This window comes from Solimonas aquatica (assembly GCF_900111015.1).
Taxonomy (GTDB): domain Bacteria; phylum Pseudomonadota; class Gammaproteobacteria; order Nevskiales; family Nevskiaceae; genus Solimonas; species Solimonas aquatica.
Genome location: NZ_FOFS01000004.1, coordinates 282,020 through 299,315, shown reverse-complemented (window position 1 = coordinate 299,315; position 17,296 = coordinate 282,020). Strand labels below are relative to the sequence as shown.

Genomic DNA, 17,296 nt, shown 5'->3' with positions numbered 1-17,296 from the left:
AGCCAGGTGGAACCGGCGTGAGTCACCAGCGCGCCGGTGTTGTAGTTCTTGCCGGCGACGTAAGCGCCCTGGAAGTTGCTGCTGATGCTACCGGTCGCGCCGGTCGCACCCGTGGCACCCGTTGCGCCGGTCGCACCCTGGATGCCCGTCGCACCGGTGATGCCTTGCAAGCCAGTGGCGCCTGTGGCGCCGGTGACACCCTGAATGCCTTGGGCACCGGTGGCACCGGTCGGACCCCGGGGACCGGTGGCACCCGTGGCGCCGGTCGCGCCTTGAATGCCCTGCTCGCCGGTGGCGCCGCGCGGTCCGGTGGCGCCGGTGAGGCCCTGCGCGCCCGTCGCACCTTGCGGACCTGTCGCGCCGTTCGAGCCGGCCTGACCTGCCGTGCCCGTGGCACCTGTCGCGCCCGTGGCTCCGGTTGCACCGGTGGCGCCGGCCTGCGCCAGCGCGGTCCAGCCGGCATCGACGCCGGGCAGGCCTGCGCAGCTGTTGACCACGCAGAGCCAGGTGGAGCCGCTGGCGGTGACCAGGTCTCCCTTGGCATAGCTGGCGCCGATCACGAAGGCGCCCCGGTAGCTGCTACTGAACTGTCCTGCGGCACCCGTTGCGCCGGTGGCACCCGTTGCGCCCGTCGCGCCCGTGGCGCCGGTCGCACCGGCATTGCCGGTGGCACCCGTGGCACCGGTGGCGCCGGTGTTGCCCTGCACCCCTTGCAGACCTTGCGGACCGGTCGCGCCGCGTGCGCCCGTGGCGCCGGCGGCACCGGCCGCACCTGCGGCGCCGGTTGCGCCGGTTGCACCCCTGGCGCCGGCTGCGCCCGCGGGACCTTGCGCGCCCGTGGCGCCGGTCGGGCCGGTGGGGCCGGTCGCGCCCGGAACCCCGGTGCTGGCGCCGGCCGGTCCCTGCGGACCCTGCGGGCCGGTGGCACCCGTGGCACCGGTGGCACCGCGCGGGCCGGTGGCGCCGCAGCCGCCGCTGCCCAGGCAGGAGGCGCTGAGCGAGAAGCTGGCTTGCGCCGAGAGCGGATTGTTATGCGGTGAGGTGCTGCTGCCGGGCGTGATGCCGGTGACGAACAGCTGATAGCCGACGCCGTTGACCAAGGGCAGCGTCGAGGGGATGTACGCCTCGATGTGATCGGCCGAGGAGTTGGCCGGGTTGATCTTCAGCGCCTGACCGTTGAGTTCGACGTAGGGCTTCTGGCCACCGCCCTGGATGAAGGACGCACCGTCGATGTAGAGCACGCCGTTGGCGGCATCCACATACACGCTGTTGATCTGTGTGTTGGCCAGGCCGTAAGGCGAATACCAGGCGGCAGCCAATGCCGACGCAGCGCCGGCGCGGCGCATGAAACGCTTGTTGAATTTCATGAAGCAGTGATCCCCGAAAATTGGGGCTGCCGTACAGATGCGCACCTGACTGCGCCCTCGCGACCGCGCTGGCGACAATCAGGTGCGCAGACCCGCACCGCTTCCCCCAATCACCCGCCGGGGCCTTGCATGGCCCTCGTCGCGGGTGCCCCCGACTATGCCGGCATGCTGCCGGGCTGCACGGGGGAAGTCCTGAGCAAACTCCGAGGAAGAGCGCTTGCCCTGGCGCGGCCGGGCCTGATGGATCGGATACGCCATAATGGCGGCATATCAACAGATGGCCTGGCCGCACCCTCTCCACCGATGTCTGAGATCGCCGCGCTTGAATTCGGGCCGTTCCGGCTGCTGGGGCGTCATGGGCCGCTGCTGCGCGAGGGGCAGGAGATCAAGCTGCAGCCCAAGGCTCTGGCCACCTTGTGGACGCTGGTGCGTCAGGCCGGCGAGGTGGTCACCAAGCAGGCCTTGATGGACGCGGTGTGGCCCGGCACGGTGGTGGGTGACGATGCCCTGACCTTCCAGATCCAGGCCCTGCGCCGCGCCCTGGAGGACGATCCCAAATCCCCGCGTTACCTGCTCACCGCGCATCGCGTCGGCTTTCGTTTCGTGTTGCCCGAAGCGCCCGGCGCAACGGCGGGCGAAGCGCTTGCGCCCGCCGCCAGACCCGAGGCTTTCGTCGGCCGCCAGGGCGAGCTGGACAAGCTGCTGGAGCGCTTTGCGCAGGCACAGCGCGGACAGCGTCAGCTCGTGTTCGTGGGCGGCGAGGCGGGCATCGGCAAGTCCACCCTGGTCAACGAGTTCCTGGCGCAGCTGCGCCAGCGCGATCCGGACTGCCTGATCGGCCTGGGGCAATGCACCGAGCATCAGGGTGCGGCGGAAGCCTATCTGCCGGTGCTCGATGCCCTGGGCAATCTGCTGCGCCGGGCCAGCGATGCGCGCCCGCTGGAGCTGATCCGCCGCGCCGCGCCCGGCTGGTTGCGGCAGCTGCCGGCCCTGGTGCCCAGCGACGAACTGGCCTCCTTGCGGCGCCAGACCCAGGGCGCCAGCCGCGAGCAGGTGCTGCGTGAACTGGCCGAGGCCCTGGAACAGCTCAGCGCGCTGCAGCCCCTGGTCTGGGTGCTGGAGGATCTGCACTGGAGCGATCCGTCCACGCTCGATCTGCTGGCCATGCTGGCGCAGCGCACGACGCCCGCGCGGCTGCTGATCGTGGCTACCTACCGGCCGGTGGACGCGATCATCGCCGCACATCCCATCCGCGCCTTGTTGCGCAGCCTCAAGGCCGCGCGCAAGGCCGATGAGTTGCTGCTGGGTTATCTGGATGCGGCGGCGGTGGCGCATTACCTGGCGCAGCGCAGCGGCCTTGCCGCGCCCGAGCCGGACTTGCTGCAGACCCTGCATGCGCGCAGCGGCGGCCATCCGCTGTTCATGGCGCAGCTCTACGAGTATCTCGCCGCGCCGCACCGTGACAGCGCGCGCGAGGCCGGGCGCGATGCACTGCCGCAGGCGCTGCAGGATCTGATCGCGCTGCAGTTCGCGCAGCTCAAGCCCGAGGATCAGGCGCTGCTGGAGATCGCCAGCGTCGCCGGCATGGAGTTCGCGGCCGCCAGCCTCGCCGCCTGCAGCGGCGAGGCCGCCGAAACGGTGGAGCGGCGCTGCGACCATCTGGCGCGGCAGGGGCAGTTCGTTCTCGACCATGGCCTGGCGATCTGGCCCGATGGCACCAGCAGCGGCCGTTATCGTTTCCGCCATGTGCTCTATGAGCAGGTGATCCGGCAGAGCCTGAGCTCGGCGCGGTGTGCGCGCTTGAACCGTCAGCTCGCCGAAACTCTGGAGCGCGCCTATGGCGCGCGTGGTGAGGAAGTCGCCGGCGAGCTGCTGCACTACTACGAACAGGCCGGGGCCGCCGACAAGATCGTGCGCTACAGCATCGTGCTGGCGCGCATCGCCCTGCAGCGCACCGCCAACGAGGAATTGCAGGTACAGGCCGAACGCGGCCTGCAATGGCTGGCGCAGCTGCCGGCCGGTGCATCGCGCGATGAAAGCGAGCTGGCGCTGCGCGGCTTGGCGGCGGTGGCGCTGCAGGCGCGCCATGGCAATCATGCCGATGCGGTGCAGGAGCATCGCCCGGCGCTCGAACGTCTGCTCAAGACGGTGCAAAACCCGGCGCTGGTGGAGCTGGCCTACGGCGTGCTGTGGCGGCTGCTGCACTACCGCGACGAGTTGCAGGCGGCGGCGGTTCTTGCGCAGGGCATCAGCGACTGGGGGCGGGCGCGAGAACTGCCCTTGTTCGAGGCGTATGGGCAGGGCACCGCCGCGCTGACCTTGAACATCATGGCCCGGCATCCGCAGGCCAGAGCGGCGGCCCTGCAAGGTATCGAGGCCGCCGAGCGCCTGCTGCGGGCGCAGCCGGCGCTGCTGGCAGTGGAACCGAGCTGTACCTCTTACTCGGGCTATGCCCTGGCCAGCTGGTATCTGGGCCAGCCCGAAACCGCCTGGGATGCCGCCAGCCAGTCGCGCGCCATGGGCCTTTTGATCGGCAACCCTTATGCGCTGTGCATGATCGAGGCTGGCGTCATCGGCAATCTGCTGATGCTGGGCCGCGACTGGCAGGCGCTGCGGCGCCACGCGCAGGAGGTGCTGCCGCTCTGCGAGCGGCATGGTCATGAAGACGGCTGCCAGTATGGCCGTCAGCATCTGCTGATCGCCGACTGTTTCCTGGGCGAGCCGACACGCGCCGCGCCGGCCCTGTTCGAATTCATGGAGCAGGAGCGCGCCAGCGGGCAGGTGAGTCACAACCCGATCGGCGGCTATGCCTATGTGGCCGACGCGCTGCTGGACAGCGGCTCGCTGGATCTGGCGCAGCGCGCCATCACGCTGGCGCTGCAGCTGGTGGCGCAGCGTGGCCTGCTGGCCTGGGAGCCGGAGGTGCTGCGCCTGCAGGCCGAGCTGCTGCTGCGCCAGAACCGCCGCAAGACCGGGGCAGCCGAAGAGCTGCTGCAGCGCGCCCTGGCGCTGTGCCGCGAACGTCATTCACGGATGCTGGAACTGCGTGCGGCCCGCAGCCTGGCGAAGCTCTGGGCTTCAGGCCGGCGCGGCGCCGAAGCCCGGGCCCTGTTGAACGAGGTTTACGCGGGCTTCAGCGAGGGCTTCGACACCGTGGATTTGCGCGAGGCCCGTGAGCAGCTGGCCTCGCTTCAGTCGTAGCGCCACTGCAGCTGCAGGCCGACGCTGCGCGGCTGTCCGTAGCGACCGTAGTAAGTGCCCAGGGTGCCGCGATTGAGCGTTTCGGTGTAGCGCTCGTCGAGCAGATTGTCGGCATAGGCCGTGAGCCGGAAGCGCTCGGCGGCATCGGCCACGCCCAGGCGCGCGCTGAGCAGGCTGCGCGAGTCGGCGGCAAACGGCGGCAGATTCGAAGGCTGGGTGTAGAAGCCGCTGCGCCAGGAGTAAGTCAGCGCGGCGTCCAGCCAGGCCAGCTGATGCCACTGCCAGGGGCGGCGGTATTGCAGGCTGTTGTTGAGGTTCCAGCGCGGCGCGTACTCGGCGCGGTTGCCGGAAAAGTCCACGCCCGGACCGCCGCCATCACGGAAGTCCTGATACCAGGCGTGCAGCCAGGCCGCGGAGCTTTGCAGGCTCAGGCCGGGGGCCAGCTGTGCACGCAGCTCCAGCTCGGGGCCGTAGCTGCGCAGCTTGCCGGCGTTGCTCATCACCGGCAGCACGGTGCTGCCCTGCAGCTGGAACTGCGAGACCTGGTAGTCGGAATAGTCGGCCAGGAAGAAGGCCATGTCCGCGCTCAGGCGCTGCCGCCACTGCCAGCCCTTGAGGCCCACTTCGTAGCTGCGCACGGTTTCGGTGTCGAAGGCATTGGGCGCGGTGGCCGGCGAGACCAGCGCCTCGGCGTTGTAGCCGCCGCTCTTGGAGCCTTGCGCGTAGCGCAGGTAAGCGCGCAGCTGCGGCTGCAGCTGCCAGCTCAGCGCCACGTCCGGCAGCAGGGCGTGCTCACGGTTGCGCTCATGCACATCGCTGAGATTGGCAAAGCCCAGCTGCTGAAAACCGGAGGTGGCGTTCTGGTCGAAGGCCAGGGCGCGGCGCAGCTGCAGCCAGCGCAGGCCGGCATCGAGCTGGAGCTGCGAGGTGAAGCGGTAACCGAGGCTGCCGTACAGCGCCTCGGAATGCTGGCGCAGGCGCGGCAGCACCAGCAGCCGATCACCATCCTGCAGATTGGGGTTGAGCAGGTTGGCCTGCGACTGCGCATCGGTGGCGCGGCTGGAATCAGACTGCTGCTGGTAGGTGTAGACACCGACGAGCCAGCTCAGCGCGCCGTCATCCTGTGTGCTGCGCAGGCGCAGCTCCTGGCTGTCGCGGCGGTACTGGTCGATGTAGTCCAGGGTCATGCCGTCCAGCGTCGAGTAATCCAGATCGACCTGCCAGCGCCGGCTGGACAGGCGTCGCGCGGTGATGGCTTCCAGCTGCATTTCGGAAAGCTGCCACTGCAGTCTTGCCCCCAGGCCGCGATTGCGCAGATCGTTGCGCTGCGGCGAGTTGAGCGAGACGGTGTAGGGCGAGGCGGGGTTGGCCGGGCCGCTGCCGCTGATATTGCTGCGCGCTTCGCCGGTGGGGAAATCATCGGCGTGCAGGCTGGCGTCGGCGCTGAAATCGGCGCGCAGGTCCGGTGCGATGCGCCAGAGCAGGCGCGTGCGCGCGCCGGCTTCATCGACGGCATCCGGGCGTTCGTGGTCATAGCTGTTGCGCACCACGCCGCGCGAGCGCGTCAGGTTCACGCTGCTGCGCAGCGCCAGCGTGTCCTCGCGCAGCGGCAGATCGCCGGCCGCCGCCAGATGCTGTTCACCGCGATCATCCCAGCGCAGCAGGGTTTCCAGCTGGCGCGTGGCGCCCGGTTCACGGGTGATGAGATTGAGATTGCCGGCATCGGTGTTCTGGCCATACAGGCTGCCCTGCGGACCGCGCAGCACTTCCACGCGCGCCAGATCCAGCAGCAGGCTGTCGCTCATCGGCGGCGCGTTCATGAACACGCCATCGACATAAACACCGGTGCGCGGCTCGAAGCCCACCTGCCGGCCGCCGCCACCGACGCCGCGCATGAACAGAGTGGGCGTGCCGTTGAGACTGCCCAGCTGCAGATTGGCGACGCGGCGGTCCAGGTCGCCGAGCGAGTCCAGCCGTTCTTCGGCCAGGGTCTCGCCATTGAGCACCGCCATCGAGGCCGGCACCTGCGCCAGCGGCTCCGTGCGCAGGCGCGCGGTGACCAGCACCGTGGGCAGCGCGTCTTCGCTTTGCGCCCGCGCTGCGGTGCTGTATGCGGCGGCGCCCGCCAGGGTGTACAGGGTGAGTGCGAGCAGCGGCTTGTTCGTTCCCGGTGTCGGTTTTTTCATTGTGTTTTTTCGAGGCGGTCTGATGCGGCGGGCATTTTAAGTGGGCGCCGCGCGGTGCTCGAGCGCTTCACGATAGGCCTTGCGCCCGGAGTGAAGACAGATTGCCGCGAGCAACTGCGTGCTGCCGATCACCGTGAGCAGGGCCTTGCCCAGCGCCTGCTCGTCGCCGAACAGCTGATGCGACAGCCAGGTCACGGCCAGGGGGCCCAGGCCCAGGCCCACGAGATTGGTGATCAGGGCATAGAGGGCGCTGGCCTGCGCGCGCATGGTCGCCGGCATCAGCTCCTGCAGCGAGGCCACCGCCAGCCCAAAGGGCATGGCGCTGAGAAAGGCCGAGGGCAGCATCATGAGCAGCGACAGCCGCGCATCGGGCATCAGCAGGTACAGCAGGCCCAGTGTCGCGCTGCCCAGCGCTGCATTGCCCGCCAGGCGCAGGGCCGCATCACGCTGGCCGCTGCGCCAGGCGCGATCCGCCAGCGCGCCGGCGCACAGCAGTCCGGCGCTGCCGCAGAGCGCGATGATGCCGCCATAAGCCAGACCGAAGCGCCCCGGCGGCCAGCCGAAGCTGTGGATGAAATACGCCGGTACCCAGGCCACCGCGGCGCTGCCGGCCAGTGACAGCAGGGCAAAGCCGAGATGGTGGTGCAGCAGCACGCGGCGCCGCTGCCAGAGCTGCGTGCGCAAGGCCGCCAGCGGCAGGGCCTGATGCTGCGCGGCGCGCGGCGGCTCGCGCAGGCTCAGCAGCAGCGGGCTCAGCAGCAGGCCGCAGAGTCCCAGGCTCATGAACACCAGCTGCCAGGATTGCCAGTCGGCCGTCGCCGGCGCCTTTGCGGTATAGGCGATGATCGCGCCGCCGAGCGTGAAGGCCAGGCCCGAGCCGGCGTAGGTGCCGACGCTGAACGTGCTGAGCGCGCTGGCGCGGCGCTCGGGCGCGAAGTAGTCGACGATCAGCGAGTACGCGGCCGGTGCCAGCGCCGCTTCGCCGGCGCCGACCAGCGCACGCATCAGCAGCAGCTGGGAAAAATCGCGCGCGAACGCGCAGCCCAGGGTCGCCAGGCTCCAGAACAACAAGGACAGGATGATGATCCGGCGCCGGCTGTAGCGGTCGGCCAGGCGCGCGATGGGCAGGCCGGCGAGCACGAACGGAATGACGAAGCCCGGACCGATGAGCAGGCTCAGCTGCGTTGGCGTCAGGCCCAGATCGCGCTGCAGGGCGATGGTCAGCAGGCCCAGGATGTAACGGTCGGCGAAGGACAGCACGAAGGCCAGCATCAGCACGCCCACCACGTACCAGGGATACAGCGAGCGTTGCAGGGGCATGGCGGGTCCGGTCTAGAAGCGGGGTGAAGCCTGGCAGGTGGGCACGCTCAGACCTCGTCGCCACGCGGCCTTGCGGGGGCTGCGGCGTGCCGGCCCATGAAGGCGTGCAGCTCCTGCAGGGACTGGAAGCGCAGGATCTGCCCGCTGGCGATATGTTCGATGCGGCCGGACAGCAGTTCGGGGTGCATCGGATCAACGGTCTGCAGTTGCACGACGAAGGCGAGTTCGGGTTTCAGCGGGATATCGGGCGGGATCACGGTCAGGCTCGCTCAGGCAGCATCGGCACAATGCTGCGGACTGTGCCGCAGCAGCATGGTCCGAGTCATGAGCAAATTCCGAGCATGCGCCGTGCATCCCGTCAACAAAAAAAGCCTCCGGCATCTGCGGATGCCGAAGGCTTTTTGACCAGACTTGGTGGACGGTGAGGGTTTCGAACCCCCGACCCCCGCCGTGTGAAAGCGATGCTCTACCGCTGAGCTAACCGTCCAAGGGGGCGCAATCATAGTCAGCGAACTGGAGTGCGTCAAACTCGGCGATGGCCATTGAGCCGGAGGCGCCGGCCCGCTAGTCTCTGCCGCCCGTTTTGTCTCCCGGTAACGCCCTCATGTCCGCTGTGCGCCCCCTGATGCTGGCCATCCAGAACCGCGATCTCGCCGCCGCCCAGGACGCGCTGCAGCGCGATGCCTCGCAGGCCACGGAGCCCTTGCCCGGCGGGCTGTCACCGCTGATGTTCGCGCTGTACAACGGCGCGCGCGAGATCGCCGACATGCTGCGTGGCTATCGTGAGCTGGATGTGTTCGAGGCCGCCGCCATCGATGATTCCCACAAGCTCGCGGCCCTGGTGCTGGAGCGTCCCGAGCGGCTGGGCGAGAGCAGCGTCGATGGCTGGACGCCGCTGCATCTGGCCGCCTTTCTCGGCGCCGGCCGCAGCCTGCTCACCCTGATCGGTCTGGGGGCGAGCATCGATGCGGTCTCGACCAACCCCATGGCCAACACGCCGATGCACGCGGCGGTGGCCGGCGTGGCCGGCGAGCGTCTGGCGCCGCTGCTGATTGCGCTGGGCGCGGATGTGCATCGTGTCGGCGGCAGTGGCGTGACCGCGCTGCATCTGGCGGCCTCGCGCGGCTTCGAGAGTCTGGTGAAGCTGCTGCTCAATCGCGGCGTGGATCGCGGCTTGAAAACCGAAGACGGCAAGACCGCCGCCGAAGTCGCGCGCGAGCGCGGCCATCTCGGCGTCGCCGCCTTGATCGAACTGGCCGGCGCCTGAGCCGGGCAGCTGAGCCGGACTTCCTGTCCGGCTCTCCCGAAGCGCGCGCCGTACAACTCGGCGCCAGAGACGGGGAGTCCAAAGCCGGAAGCCGCAGCAACAGCAGCTTGTGTCGCCCGGATGAAGCGCAGCGTGATCCGGGGCGGTTGATGGTGGTGGACCATGAGCCCCCGGATTCCGCTGCGCTGCATCCGGGCTGCGCCGGCTCGGGTACTCTCCTTGCGCGAGCAAAGACAGCGGCAGCGACCTGCGGGGGAGCTTCGGCCCCGGGCGCCGGAGGGCGCACGAAACCCAGGCTGGATCAGGCGATCAAGTGAATCGGTAACAGCCAGCCCGCAAGCGACGAGCGGTTTGACTGCGCGCTGTGCATTCACGCCCGCCAGGCCAGCAGCTGCGTCAGCAGCCAGCCCAGACTCAGCGTGAGTCCCATCCACATCAGCAGGGCCGGCCATTGCCCGAAGCCGCCGAGCAGCAGGCCCGGCAACAGCAGCAGCGCGACGCCGGGCGTGCGCGGCAGGCGCGGCTGGCGCTGCGGCAGGCGCAGACTGCGGCGGCGTTTGGGGTCCTGGCTGGCCAGCAGCCACAGCACGACGAGACTGGGCAGCAGGCACAGCAGCGTCAGCTGCGCGCTGCTCATGAGCGCAGCTCGCGCAGCGACGGCATGCGCAGGGTGCCCGGCGACCGGATCAGCCACAGACACCAGATGCCGGCGGCGAGCAGCAGCAGGTCCAGCGCGGGCACCCCGTAGAGCTGCGCCTGCAGCGCGCGCCACCAGCCGGGGCCGCCGCAGAGCAGACGCAGCACCGGCAATCCCAGCAGCGCCACGGCCGTGGCCAGCAACAGCAGGCGGCGCAGCTGCGCGAGTTCACGGATCAGCAGCGCCGCCAGCGCGCTGAGCGCGGCGACCAGCAGAAACATCTGCATCATGGCTTCCTGCGGCAGCACCTCGCTCTGGCGTGCCGGGAAATACGCATGGGCGGTGGCGATCAGCGCCAGCGGCAGACCGTAGCCCACCCAGTGCACCGCGCGCGCCAGGCGCCGCCAGGCGCGGCTTTCGGCGCGACGCTGCGTCCACAGTTGCAGGCCGCTCAAGGCCACGTAGGCGGCAGCGAAGCCCAGGGCAAACCACAGGGCTTTGGACAGCAGGCCCGCAAAGTTGCCGAAGTGCAGCGGCGCCATCAGATCGGCCAGGGCACCGCCCAGCGAAGGTCGCAGGCCGAGCACCGGTTTTTCCTGCACGAAGGCGCCGCTGGCGCCGTCGTAGACATAAGTGGGGCTGCTCAGCTGCGAGCCCTGTGCCGGCAGGAAGAAGGTCACGCGTGCATCGGCGCGTTGCCAGTGTTCAAGCTGCACGAAGCTCGGCGCCACGCCGCTGCGCGCGCGCGCATCAGCGAGCATCGCATCGAGATCGGCCGTGGCCTGCATGCGACGGTCCTCCTGCGCCGGATGGCCGACGATGGCGGTGATCATCGCTTCCTGATCGCCCTTGAAGGCCACCATCGCCATCGCCGGAATGCCGAAGGCCGAGGCGAAGCTGAAATAGCTGCCGGTGAAAGCCAGGATGAAGGAGAAGGGCAGGTTCCAGCTGCCGGCCAGCACATGCGCGTCGCGCGAGGCCAGCAGCGCGCCGTCCGCACCGCGCTGCGCGCGCCAGCGCCGCAGGGTGAAAATCTCGCGCAGCAGATGACGATGAATCAGAAAGCCGCTGACCGCCGCCACCAGCATCGCCAGTCCCAGCACGCCGGTGAGCAGCAGGCCGTAAGGATCGGGCACGTGCAGGCGCACATGCATCTCCACCATGAAATCGGCCAGCGCATTGCTGCGTTCGCTGCGTTGCAAGGCATCGGCGCTGCCTTCGCGGCGCGCGAGAATTTGCAGGCTGAGCGGATCGATCTCGGCGGCCACGCCGCGCTCCACCGGCTTGCCCCCGGCGTCCTGCTCATGGCGGTGGAAGAAGGCGTAGAGCCGTCCGCCCGCGCGCGGATAGAAGAACAGCTCTTCCTGATATTGCGCCGGCACCGTCGCGGCCAGGCGGCGCAGGGCCATATCCGTGCCACGCGGATAGGGATCATCCACCGCTCGTTCCAGCGGGCTCGACCAGTCGGCGATTTCCCGGGCGAACACGCAAGCCACTCCGGTGACAATCACCGCATAGAGCAGCAGGCCCAGGAGCACGGCCGACCAGCCGTGGATGGCGAGCAGGGTCTTGGTCTGGTGCTGGGGTAGTCGCAGCATGGCATCAGCTCAGCTGCAGGCCCAGCGCCAGTGCATGGGCGAGCAGCAGTGCCAGCAGCAGGGCATAGGCGCGGCGCAGGTGGCGCGTCAGACAGGCATAGAAGAACAGCACCGCCCAGATGGCGGGAAAGGCAAGGATGGGCAGCACCAGATTGTCGATTCCGGCCGCGCCACGCGGCAGCCACAGCGCGCCGCCGGCCATGATCAGGGCGGCGCACAGCGCCGCAAGGGGACCGGCCAGCAGCCATCGCGGCCACAGCGGCGCTCGGGAATTTTTCGGGGACATGCGGCTCGCACCTCGACTCAGCGTTGGATACGGCGCTGGCAGGAGCGGCTGGCGCAAAGACTTCTAATGACGACGGCAGGTGAACGCGTGGCGCTCACACTGTGTCAGTGTAGGGACAAGCCGCGAGGCTCACAAGCCGCGCGGTGGCATGGACAAACGCCGGATGTCCGGGAAAATTTCCCGGGCATCCTCGGGAGTCCGGCGCATGACAGGTCTGATCGGCACGAGGCTTAATCACTTCAGGAAGGAGAGCGGCATGAACAGCAGTGGATCGGGCATCAGCCTGGCGATGGTCCTGGCCTTGATGGCGCTGCCGGCTTTGGCGCAGCGTGCCTATGTGCCCAATGCCGGTTCCGGCAGTATCTCGGTGATCGACACCGATACGGATCAGGTGGTGGCGACGCTGCCGGCCCAAGGCGTGAGCGCGCAAAAGCCCGAGGGCATCGCCGTGGATCACAGCGGCAGCACGCTGCTGGTGGTGGATGCCGCGGCCGATGCGGTGCTGGCCATCGACACGCAAAACGGTGCGCTGCGCAAGAGCATCGCCGCCAACAAGGGGCCGGAAGGCGCGCAGCTCTCGCCTGACGGCAAGACGCTGGCGGTCTGCGCCGAGGACACCAATCAGGTGCTCCTGATCGATGTCGCCACGCTGGCGCAGACCCGCGCCATCAAGCTTACCGGCGAAAATCCCGAGCACTGCGTGTTCAGTCCCGACGGGCGCTGGCTGCTGACCAGCAACGAGAACAGCAACGATGTGGAAGTGGTCGATCTGAAAAAGCACAAATCACTGCGCCGCATCGCCAGCGCCGGCCATCCGCGTGGCATGGGCTTCACGCCGGACGGCCAGCGTGTGTACGTGGCCAACGAGTCGGCCGGCAGCGTGCAGGTGATCGAGACGCGGCACTGGAAAATCATCAAGACCATCACCACCGGCCTGCGCACCGCCGGCATCGCCGTGCATCCGGACGGCAAGCAGGTGTACGCCGCCAATGGCGGCGCCGGCACGCTGTCGGTGATCGATACCGCCAGCGACGAGGTGGTGGCGACCGTCGAAGTCGGTCAGCGGCCCTGGAACATGGACTTCACCAAAGGCGGCGCCAAGCTGTACGTGGCCAATGGCCGTTCCGGCACGGTGTCGGTGGTGGACACCGCCACCAACAAGGTTCTGAGCAGCATCGAAGTGGGCAAGCAGCCCTGGGGCGTGGCGATTCGCTAGCGTCCGGGGCATTACAAAAACAGGAGGAGCTGTGCACAGACGGCGGATCAAGCGCCCGGTGGCGGGCGTGCTGGCGGTGTTCGCAGTGCAGACGGCGCAGGCCCAGAACGAGGCGCCGGCCAATCCGGCCGCGGCGCTGGAGATTCCCACCGTCACCGTGATTGCCACCACGCCCTTGCCGGGCCTGGGCACGCCGGTGGAAGAGGTGCCGGCCAATGTGCGCGTGCTCACCGGTGCGCAGATCGAGCAGCAGAGGAGCACGGGCCTGGCCGATTACATGAACCAGAATCTCGGCGGCGTGTTCGTCAACGAGACGCAGAACAATCCGTATCAGCCCGATGTGAATTTCCGCGGCTTCACCGCCTCACCGCTGCTGGGCACGCCGCAGGGGCTGTCGGTGTACGTGGATGGCGTGCGGGTCAATGAAGCGTTTGGCGATGTGGTGAACTGGGATCTGCTGCCGCAGTCGGCGATTTCCTCGGTGAGCCTGATGCCGGGTTCCAATCCGGTGTTCGGTCTCAACACCCTGGGCGGCGCGCTGTCGGTGCAGACCAAGAGCGGCAAGCAGTATCCGGGCACGGCGCTGGAGGCCTCGGGCGGTTCCTTCGGCCGCAGCAGCGCGAGCCTGGAAACCGGCGGGGCGCAGGGAGACTTCGACTATTTCCTCACCGCCAGCCTGTTCGACGAGGACGGCTGGCGGGATTTTTCTCCCTCCAACATCAAGCAGGCCTTCGGCAAGCTCGGCTGGGAAAACGAAAGCACTGACTTCGATCTGAGCTATGCCTGGGCCGACACCGATCTCACCGGCAACGGTCTGGCGCCGGTGGCGATGCTCAAGCAGCGCTATGAAGCGGTGTTCACCGCACCGGACAACACCAGGAACCAGCTCAACATGGTCAATGCCCGCGCCAGTCATTTCCTGAGCGAGCAGTGGCTGCTGGGCGGCAATGTCTATTTCCGCGGCCTGCGTACCCACACCTTCAACGGTGACGTCAACGACGATTACGCCGACGACTACGAGAGCCTGGACTGCGAGAACGATCCGAACTCCAGCGACTGCCAGGAGCTGGCAGAGGAGAACGCCGCCAACAACCGCACACGCGTCGCGCAGCGCAGCTACGGCGCCACGCTGCAGCTGAGTGCCACCGCGCCGCTGCTGGGGCGCGACAACCAGTTCACGCTCGGCGGCAGCTATGACAACGGCCGCAGCGACTTCAAGCAGTACACGCAGGAGGCCACGCTCACCGCGCAGCGCCGTACCGAGGCGCTGGGCGATGCCGGGCTGGACGTGAGCCTGATCGGGCGCGAGCGCAATCACGGCGTCTACTTCACCGATACCTGGTCGCCGTACAAGCTGCTGCATCTCACCGCCTCGCTGCGCTACAACCAGGCCAGGGTCGAGCTTGCCGACCGCATCGGCACCGCGCTCAACGGCGAGCATGATTTTCACCGGCTCAATCCGGCGCTGGGCTTCACCTATACGCCTGACACCACGCTGACGCTGTATGTCGATTACAACGAAGGCAATCGCGTGCCCACGCCCATCGAACTGGGCTGCGCCGATCCCACCCAGCCCTGCAAGCTGCCCAATGCCTTCGCCGCCGATCCGCCGCTCAAGCAGGTGGTGGCCAAGACCTGGGAAGCGGGCGGCCGTGGCAGCCTTGCCGGCAAGCGTCTGAACTGGAGCGCGGCGCTGTTCCGCACCCTCAATCGCGACGACATCCAGTTCATCAGCTCCTCGATTTCGGGCGCCGGTTACTTCGCCAACGTCGGCCGCACCGAGCGGCGCGGCGTGGAGCTGGGCCTGTCCGGACAGTGGGCGGCGCTGCAATGGCATGCCGAGTACGTGCTGGTGGACGCACGTTACTTGAGCGACTTCAGCGTGGTGTCGGAAAACAACAGCACCGCCGATGCCGACGGCTTCATCGAAGTCGCCGACGGCAATCGCATCCCGCTGATTCCCCGGCACGGCGCCAAGCTCGGCGGTGAGTACGAGCTGCTGCGGGGGCTGTCGCTGGGCGCGAACCTGATGCTGTCTTCCGGCGTGTTCCTGCGCGGCAACGAGAACAACCGCCATCAGGCGGGTGACAACCCGCAGGGCAGCACCTTCGACGATCCCGGCCGCATCGGTGGCTATGGCCTGCTCAATCTGTATTCGAACTACCGCTTCGCCCGGCGCTGGGAAGTTTTCGCGCGGCTCAACAATGTCTTCGACCGGCGCTTCGCGACTTCCGGCCAGCTGGCGGGCAATCCCTTCGATGACAACGGCGCGTTTCAGGCCAATCCCGAGGACTGGCACCACGTCGCCGCCATCGCGCCGGCCGCGCCGCGCGCGGTGTGGGCGGGCCTGAGTCTCAAGCTCGGGGCGCTGCCGGCGCCGTGAGCCTGTCCGCCGCCGCGCTGCTGTTGCTGGCCGCCGCGACTGCGGCCCTGCTGCTGCACTGGTATCTGTCGCAGGGCCTGCGGCGCCGGCTGCGCGAGCTGCATCAGCAGCGCGAGCGGGAGCGGCGCGTGCTGGAGCAGCAGCTGCGCGAGGACATCGGCCAGCTGCTCAGCGCCCTGCATGCCGAGGCGCTGGTGGCGCAGCGCGCGCGCCGTCCCGAGAGTCTGGCGGCGGTGCTGCAGATCAGCGTCAATCTCAAGAACCAGCTGCGCCGCCTGCTGCGGCAGCTGCGTCCGGAACCTGAGCGGCCCGGGCTTACAATGCGGGCAGGCAATCAGGCCCATCTCCAGGAGCACTGAAGCGTGGCGGGATCAGGCGCGGCGACGCGGGTGCGCGTGATGCTGGTGGACGATCATTCGATCGTCCGCTCGGGTTTCCGGCGGCTGCTGGAGCAGCATGAAATCGAGGTGGTGGCCGAAGCCGGCAGCGGCGAGCAGGGCTATGCCCTGTTCCAGAGCGAGCGGCCCGACGTGGTGGTGCTGGATCTGTCCATGCCCGGCATGAGCGGTCTGGAACTGCTGCGCCGCATCCTGGCGCGCGAGGCGCTGGCGCGGGTGCTGGTGTTCAGCATGCACGAGGAGGCGGCACTGGCCGATCGCGCCATGCAGCTGGGCGCGCGCGCCTACATCAGCAAGAGCAGTGCACCGGAAGTGCTGGTGCGCGCGGTGCTGGAAGTGGCGGCGGGCCGGCAGTTCCTGAGTCCGGATGTCGCGCAGTCGGTGGCCTTGTACAAGCTCGGCGGCGAGGATCCGTTTGCGCAGCTTTCGGCGCGTGAGTTCGAAGTCTTCCGTCTGCTGGTGCAGGGCGAAAGCGCCGGTGCCATCGCCGAGATCCTCAAGCTCAGCGCCAAGACCGTGGCCAACTACCACACCCTGATCAAGCAGAAGCTGCGTGTGGACAGCGATGTCGAGCTGGTGCATCTGGCGCTGCGTCACAAGCTGGTGTGAACGCGGCGCTTCAGTTTTCCGGCAGGGCGAAGAAGACTCGCGCATTGGCGCTGGTGAAGCGCGCCACCTGCTCCTCGTCCTGTCCGCGGGCCTGCGCCACCGCGCGCAGCACATAAGGCAGCAGTGCCGGCTCGTTGCGGCGGCTGGCGCTCTTGGGCGCGGTGCGCGGCAGCAGGTAAGGCGCATCGGTTTCCAGCAGCAGGCGCGCATCGGGAATGTCACGCACGGCTTCCAGCAGATGCCGGCCGCGACGTTCATCGCAGATCCAGCCGGTGATGCCGATGTGGCAGTCCAGGGCCAGATAGTCCTGCAGCGCCTCGCGGGTGTCGGTGAAGCAGTGCACCACCACTGCGCCGAGCTGCGCGCGATGCTCGCGCAGCATGGCGTGGAAGTCCGCATGCGCATCGCGCTGATGCAGGAACAGCGGCTTGCCGCTGTCGACGGCGAGCTTGAGCTGCGCGGCGAAGGCGCGGCGCTGATCCTCGTGCGGCGAGTAATTGCGGAAGTAATCCAGGCCGCATTCGCCCAGCGCGCACACCTCGGGCGCCAGCGCGGCCTCGGCAAAGAATGCCGCCAGCTCCTCGTTCCACTCGCTGGCGTGATGTGGATGCAGGCCGGCGGTGGCGTGGAGAAAGCCGGGATGTTCGCGCGACAGCGTGATGGCGCGCTGCGTGCTGTCGCGCGAGCTGCCGGTGACGATGATCCGGCTGAGGCCGGCGGCGCGGGCACGAGCCAGCATCGCGGCGAAGTCGGCATCGAAGCTGTCGTGCGCGAGGTTGGCGCCGATATCAATCAAGCTCATGAGCGCCAACCTCCGGGGGCGGGGCC

At 68.5% G+C, this 17,296-nt stretch carries 13 protein-coding genes, 1 tRNA gene and 1 pseudogene; 6 read left to right on the top strand and 9 right to left on the bottom strand.

Translation table 11 applies throughout. The features are described 5' to 3' along the window. A pseudogene (locus BMY12_RS20810) lies at positions 1–1,367 on the bottom strand (collagen-like protein); the annotation flags it as partial. Positions 1,368–1,670: 303 nt separating this feature from the next. On the opposite strand from BMY12_RS20810, the gene BMY12_RS06950 reads away from it, so the two are divergent. After that, on the top strand, positions 1,671–4,568 hold the full coding sequence (locus BMY12_RS06950; protein ID WP_177188884.1) for an ATP-binding protein: 2,898 nt from the start codon (positions 1,671–1,673) through the stop codon (positions 4,566–4,568). On the opposite strand, the gene BMY12_RS06945 is transcribed toward BMY12_RS06950, so the two are convergent. The 4 genes from BMY12_RS06945 to BMY12_RS06930 all read right to left on the bottom strand — a co-directional run bounded on the left by BMY12_RS06945 (position 4,559) and on the right by BMY12_RS06930 (position 8,561). Beyond that, complete coding sequence (locus BMY12_RS06945) at positions 4,559–6,754, bottom strand: TonB-dependent receptor (RefSeq protein ID WP_093283784.1); 2,196 nt, start codon at positions 6,752–6,754, stop codon at positions 4,559–4,561. The two genes, BMY12_RS06950 and BMY12_RS06945, sit on opposite strands and share 10 nt — an antisense overlap. 36 nt (positions 6,755–6,790) lie before the next feature. Continuing rightward, the gene (locus BMY12_RS06940; protein ID WP_093283782.1) at positions 6,791–8,074 is read right to left on the bottom strand and encodes a spinster family MFS transporter; all 1,284 of its coding nucleotides are present in this window, start codon (positions 8,072–8,074) and stop codon (positions 6,791–6,793) included. A gap of 47 nt (positions 8,075–8,121) precedes the next feature. Next, positions 8,122–8,331, bottom strand: a complete 210-nt coding sequence (locus tag BMY12_RS06935; protein WP_093283779.1) for a hypothetical protein — start codon at positions 8,329–8,331, stop codon at positions 8,122–8,124. Positions 8,332–8,486: 155 nt separating this feature from the next. Then, positions 8,487–8,561, bottom strand: a tRNA-Val gene (locus tag BMY12_RS06930). A 117-nt stretch (positions 8,562–8,678) separates the two neighbouring features. Here BMY12_RS06930 and BMY12_RS06925 point away from each other — a divergent pair. Then, complete coding sequence (locus BMY12_RS06925; protein ID WP_093283776.1) at positions 8,679–9,341, top strand: ankyrin repeat domain-containing protein; 663 nt, start codon at positions 8,679–8,681, stop codon at positions 9,339–9,341. 370 nt (positions 9,342–9,711) lie between these two features. Here the strand turns inward: BMY12_RS06925 and BMY12_RS06920 are convergent, their stop codons facing one another. From BMY12_RS06920 to BMY12_RS06910, 3 genes are read right to left on the bottom strand one after another with little or no spacing between them, the layout of a single operon-like run. Next, complete coding sequence (locus tag BMY12_RS06920; RefSeq protein WP_093283773.1) at positions 9,712–9,978, bottom strand: hypothetical protein; 267 nt, start codon at positions 9,976–9,978, stop codon at positions 9,712–9,714. After that, the gene (locus BMY12_RS06915) at positions 9,975–11,576 is read right to left on the bottom strand and encodes a PepSY-associated TM helix domain-containing protein (RefSeq protein ID WP_093283770.1); all 1,602 of its coding nucleotides are present in this window, start codon (positions 11,574–11,576) and stop codon (positions 9,975–9,977) included. Before BMY12_RS06915 ends, BMY12_RS06920 begins: the two co-directional genes overlap by 4 nt. 4 nt (positions 11,577–11,580) lie before the next feature. After that, positions 11,581–11,862: a hypothetical protein gene (locus tag BMY12_RS06910; protein WP_245732385.1), complete on the bottom strand. Its 282-nt coding sequence runs from the start codon at positions 11,860–11,862 to the stop codon at positions 11,581–11,583. 256 nt (positions 11,863–12,118) lie between these two features. Here BMY12_RS06910 and BMY12_RS06905 point away from each other — a divergent pair, with 256 nt between their 5' ends. The 4 genes from BMY12_RS06905 to BMY12_RS06890 are packed head-to-tail and all read left to right on the top strand — an operon-like array spanning position 12,119 to position 16,468. After that, complete coding sequence (locus tag BMY12_RS06905) at positions 12,119–13,078, top strand: beta-propeller fold lactonase family protein (protein WP_093283768.1); 960 nt, start codon at positions 12,119–12,121, stop codon at positions 13,076–13,078. Between the two features lie 31 nt (positions 13,079–13,109). Next, a complete protein-coding gene (locus tag BMY12_RS06900) occupies positions 13,110–15,461 on the top strand; it encodes a TonB-dependent receptor (protein WP_093283765.1) in 2,352 nt (783 codons plus the stop codon). Beyond that, the gene (locus BMY12_RS06895) at positions 15,458–15,820 is read left to right on the top strand and encodes a hypothetical protein (RefSeq protein ID WP_093283762.1); all 363 of its coding nucleotides are present in this window, start codon (positions 15,458–15,460) and stop codon (positions 15,818–15,820) included. The genes BMY12_RS06900 and BMY12_RS06895 overlap by 4 nt, the downstream gene beginning before the upstream one ends. Before the next feature lie 3 nt (positions 15,821–15,823). Then, the gene (locus BMY12_RS06890) at positions 15,824–16,468 is read left to right on the top strand and encodes a response regulator (protein ID WP_218140112.1); all 645 of its coding nucleotides are present in this window, start codon (positions 15,824–15,826) and stop codon (positions 16,466–16,468) included. A gap of 10 nt (positions 16,469–16,478) precedes the next feature. Here BMY12_RS06890 and BMY12_RS06885 read toward each other — a convergent pair whose 3' ends face one another. Beyond that, a complete protein-coding gene (locus tag BMY12_RS06885; RefSeq protein WP_093283759.1) occupies positions 16,479–17,270 on the bottom strand; it encodes a TatD family hydrolase in 792 nt (263 codons plus the stop codon). Between the last annotated feature and the right edge of the window lie 26 nt (positions 17,271–17,296).

Bases quoted from the DNA above. Each gene is read 5' to 3' on its own strand.
- BMY12_RS06950 (WP_177188884.1), top strand. From the start codon at position 1,671: ATGTCTGAGATCGCCGCGCTTGAATTCGGGCCGTTCCGGCTGCTGGGG.
- BMY12_RS06945 (WP_093283784.1), bottom strand. From the start codon at position 6,754: ATGAAAAAACCGACACCGGGAACGAACAAGCCGCTGCTCGCACTCACC.
- BMY12_RS06940 (WP_093283782.1), bottom strand. From the start codon at position 8,074: ATGCCCCTGCAACGCTCGCTGTATCCCTGGTACGTGGTGGGCGTGCTG.
- BMY12_RS06925 (WP_093283776.1), top strand. From the start codon at position 8,679: ATGTCCGCTGTGCGCCCCCTGATGCTGGCCATCCAGAACCGCGATCTC.
- BMY12_RS06920 (WP_093283773.1), bottom strand. From the start codon at position 9,978: ATGAGCAGCGCGCAGCTGACGCTGCTGTGCCTGCTGCCCAGTCTCGTC.
- BMY12_RS06915 (WP_093283770.1), bottom strand. From the start codon at position 11,576: ATGCTGCGACTACCCCAGCACCAGACCAAGACCCTGCTCGCCATCCAC.
- BMY12_RS06910 (WP_245732385.1), bottom strand. From the start codon at position 11,862: ATGTCCCCGAAAAATTCCCGAGCGCCGCTGTGGCCGCGATGGCTGCTG.
- BMY12_RS06905 (WP_093283768.1), top strand. From the start codon at position 12,119: ATGAACAGCAGTGGATCGGGCATCAGCCTGGCGATGGTCCTGGCCTTG.
- BMY12_RS06885 (WP_093283759.1), bottom strand. From the start codon at position 17,270: ATGAGCTTGATTGATATCGGCGCCAACCTCGCGCACGACAGCTTCGAT.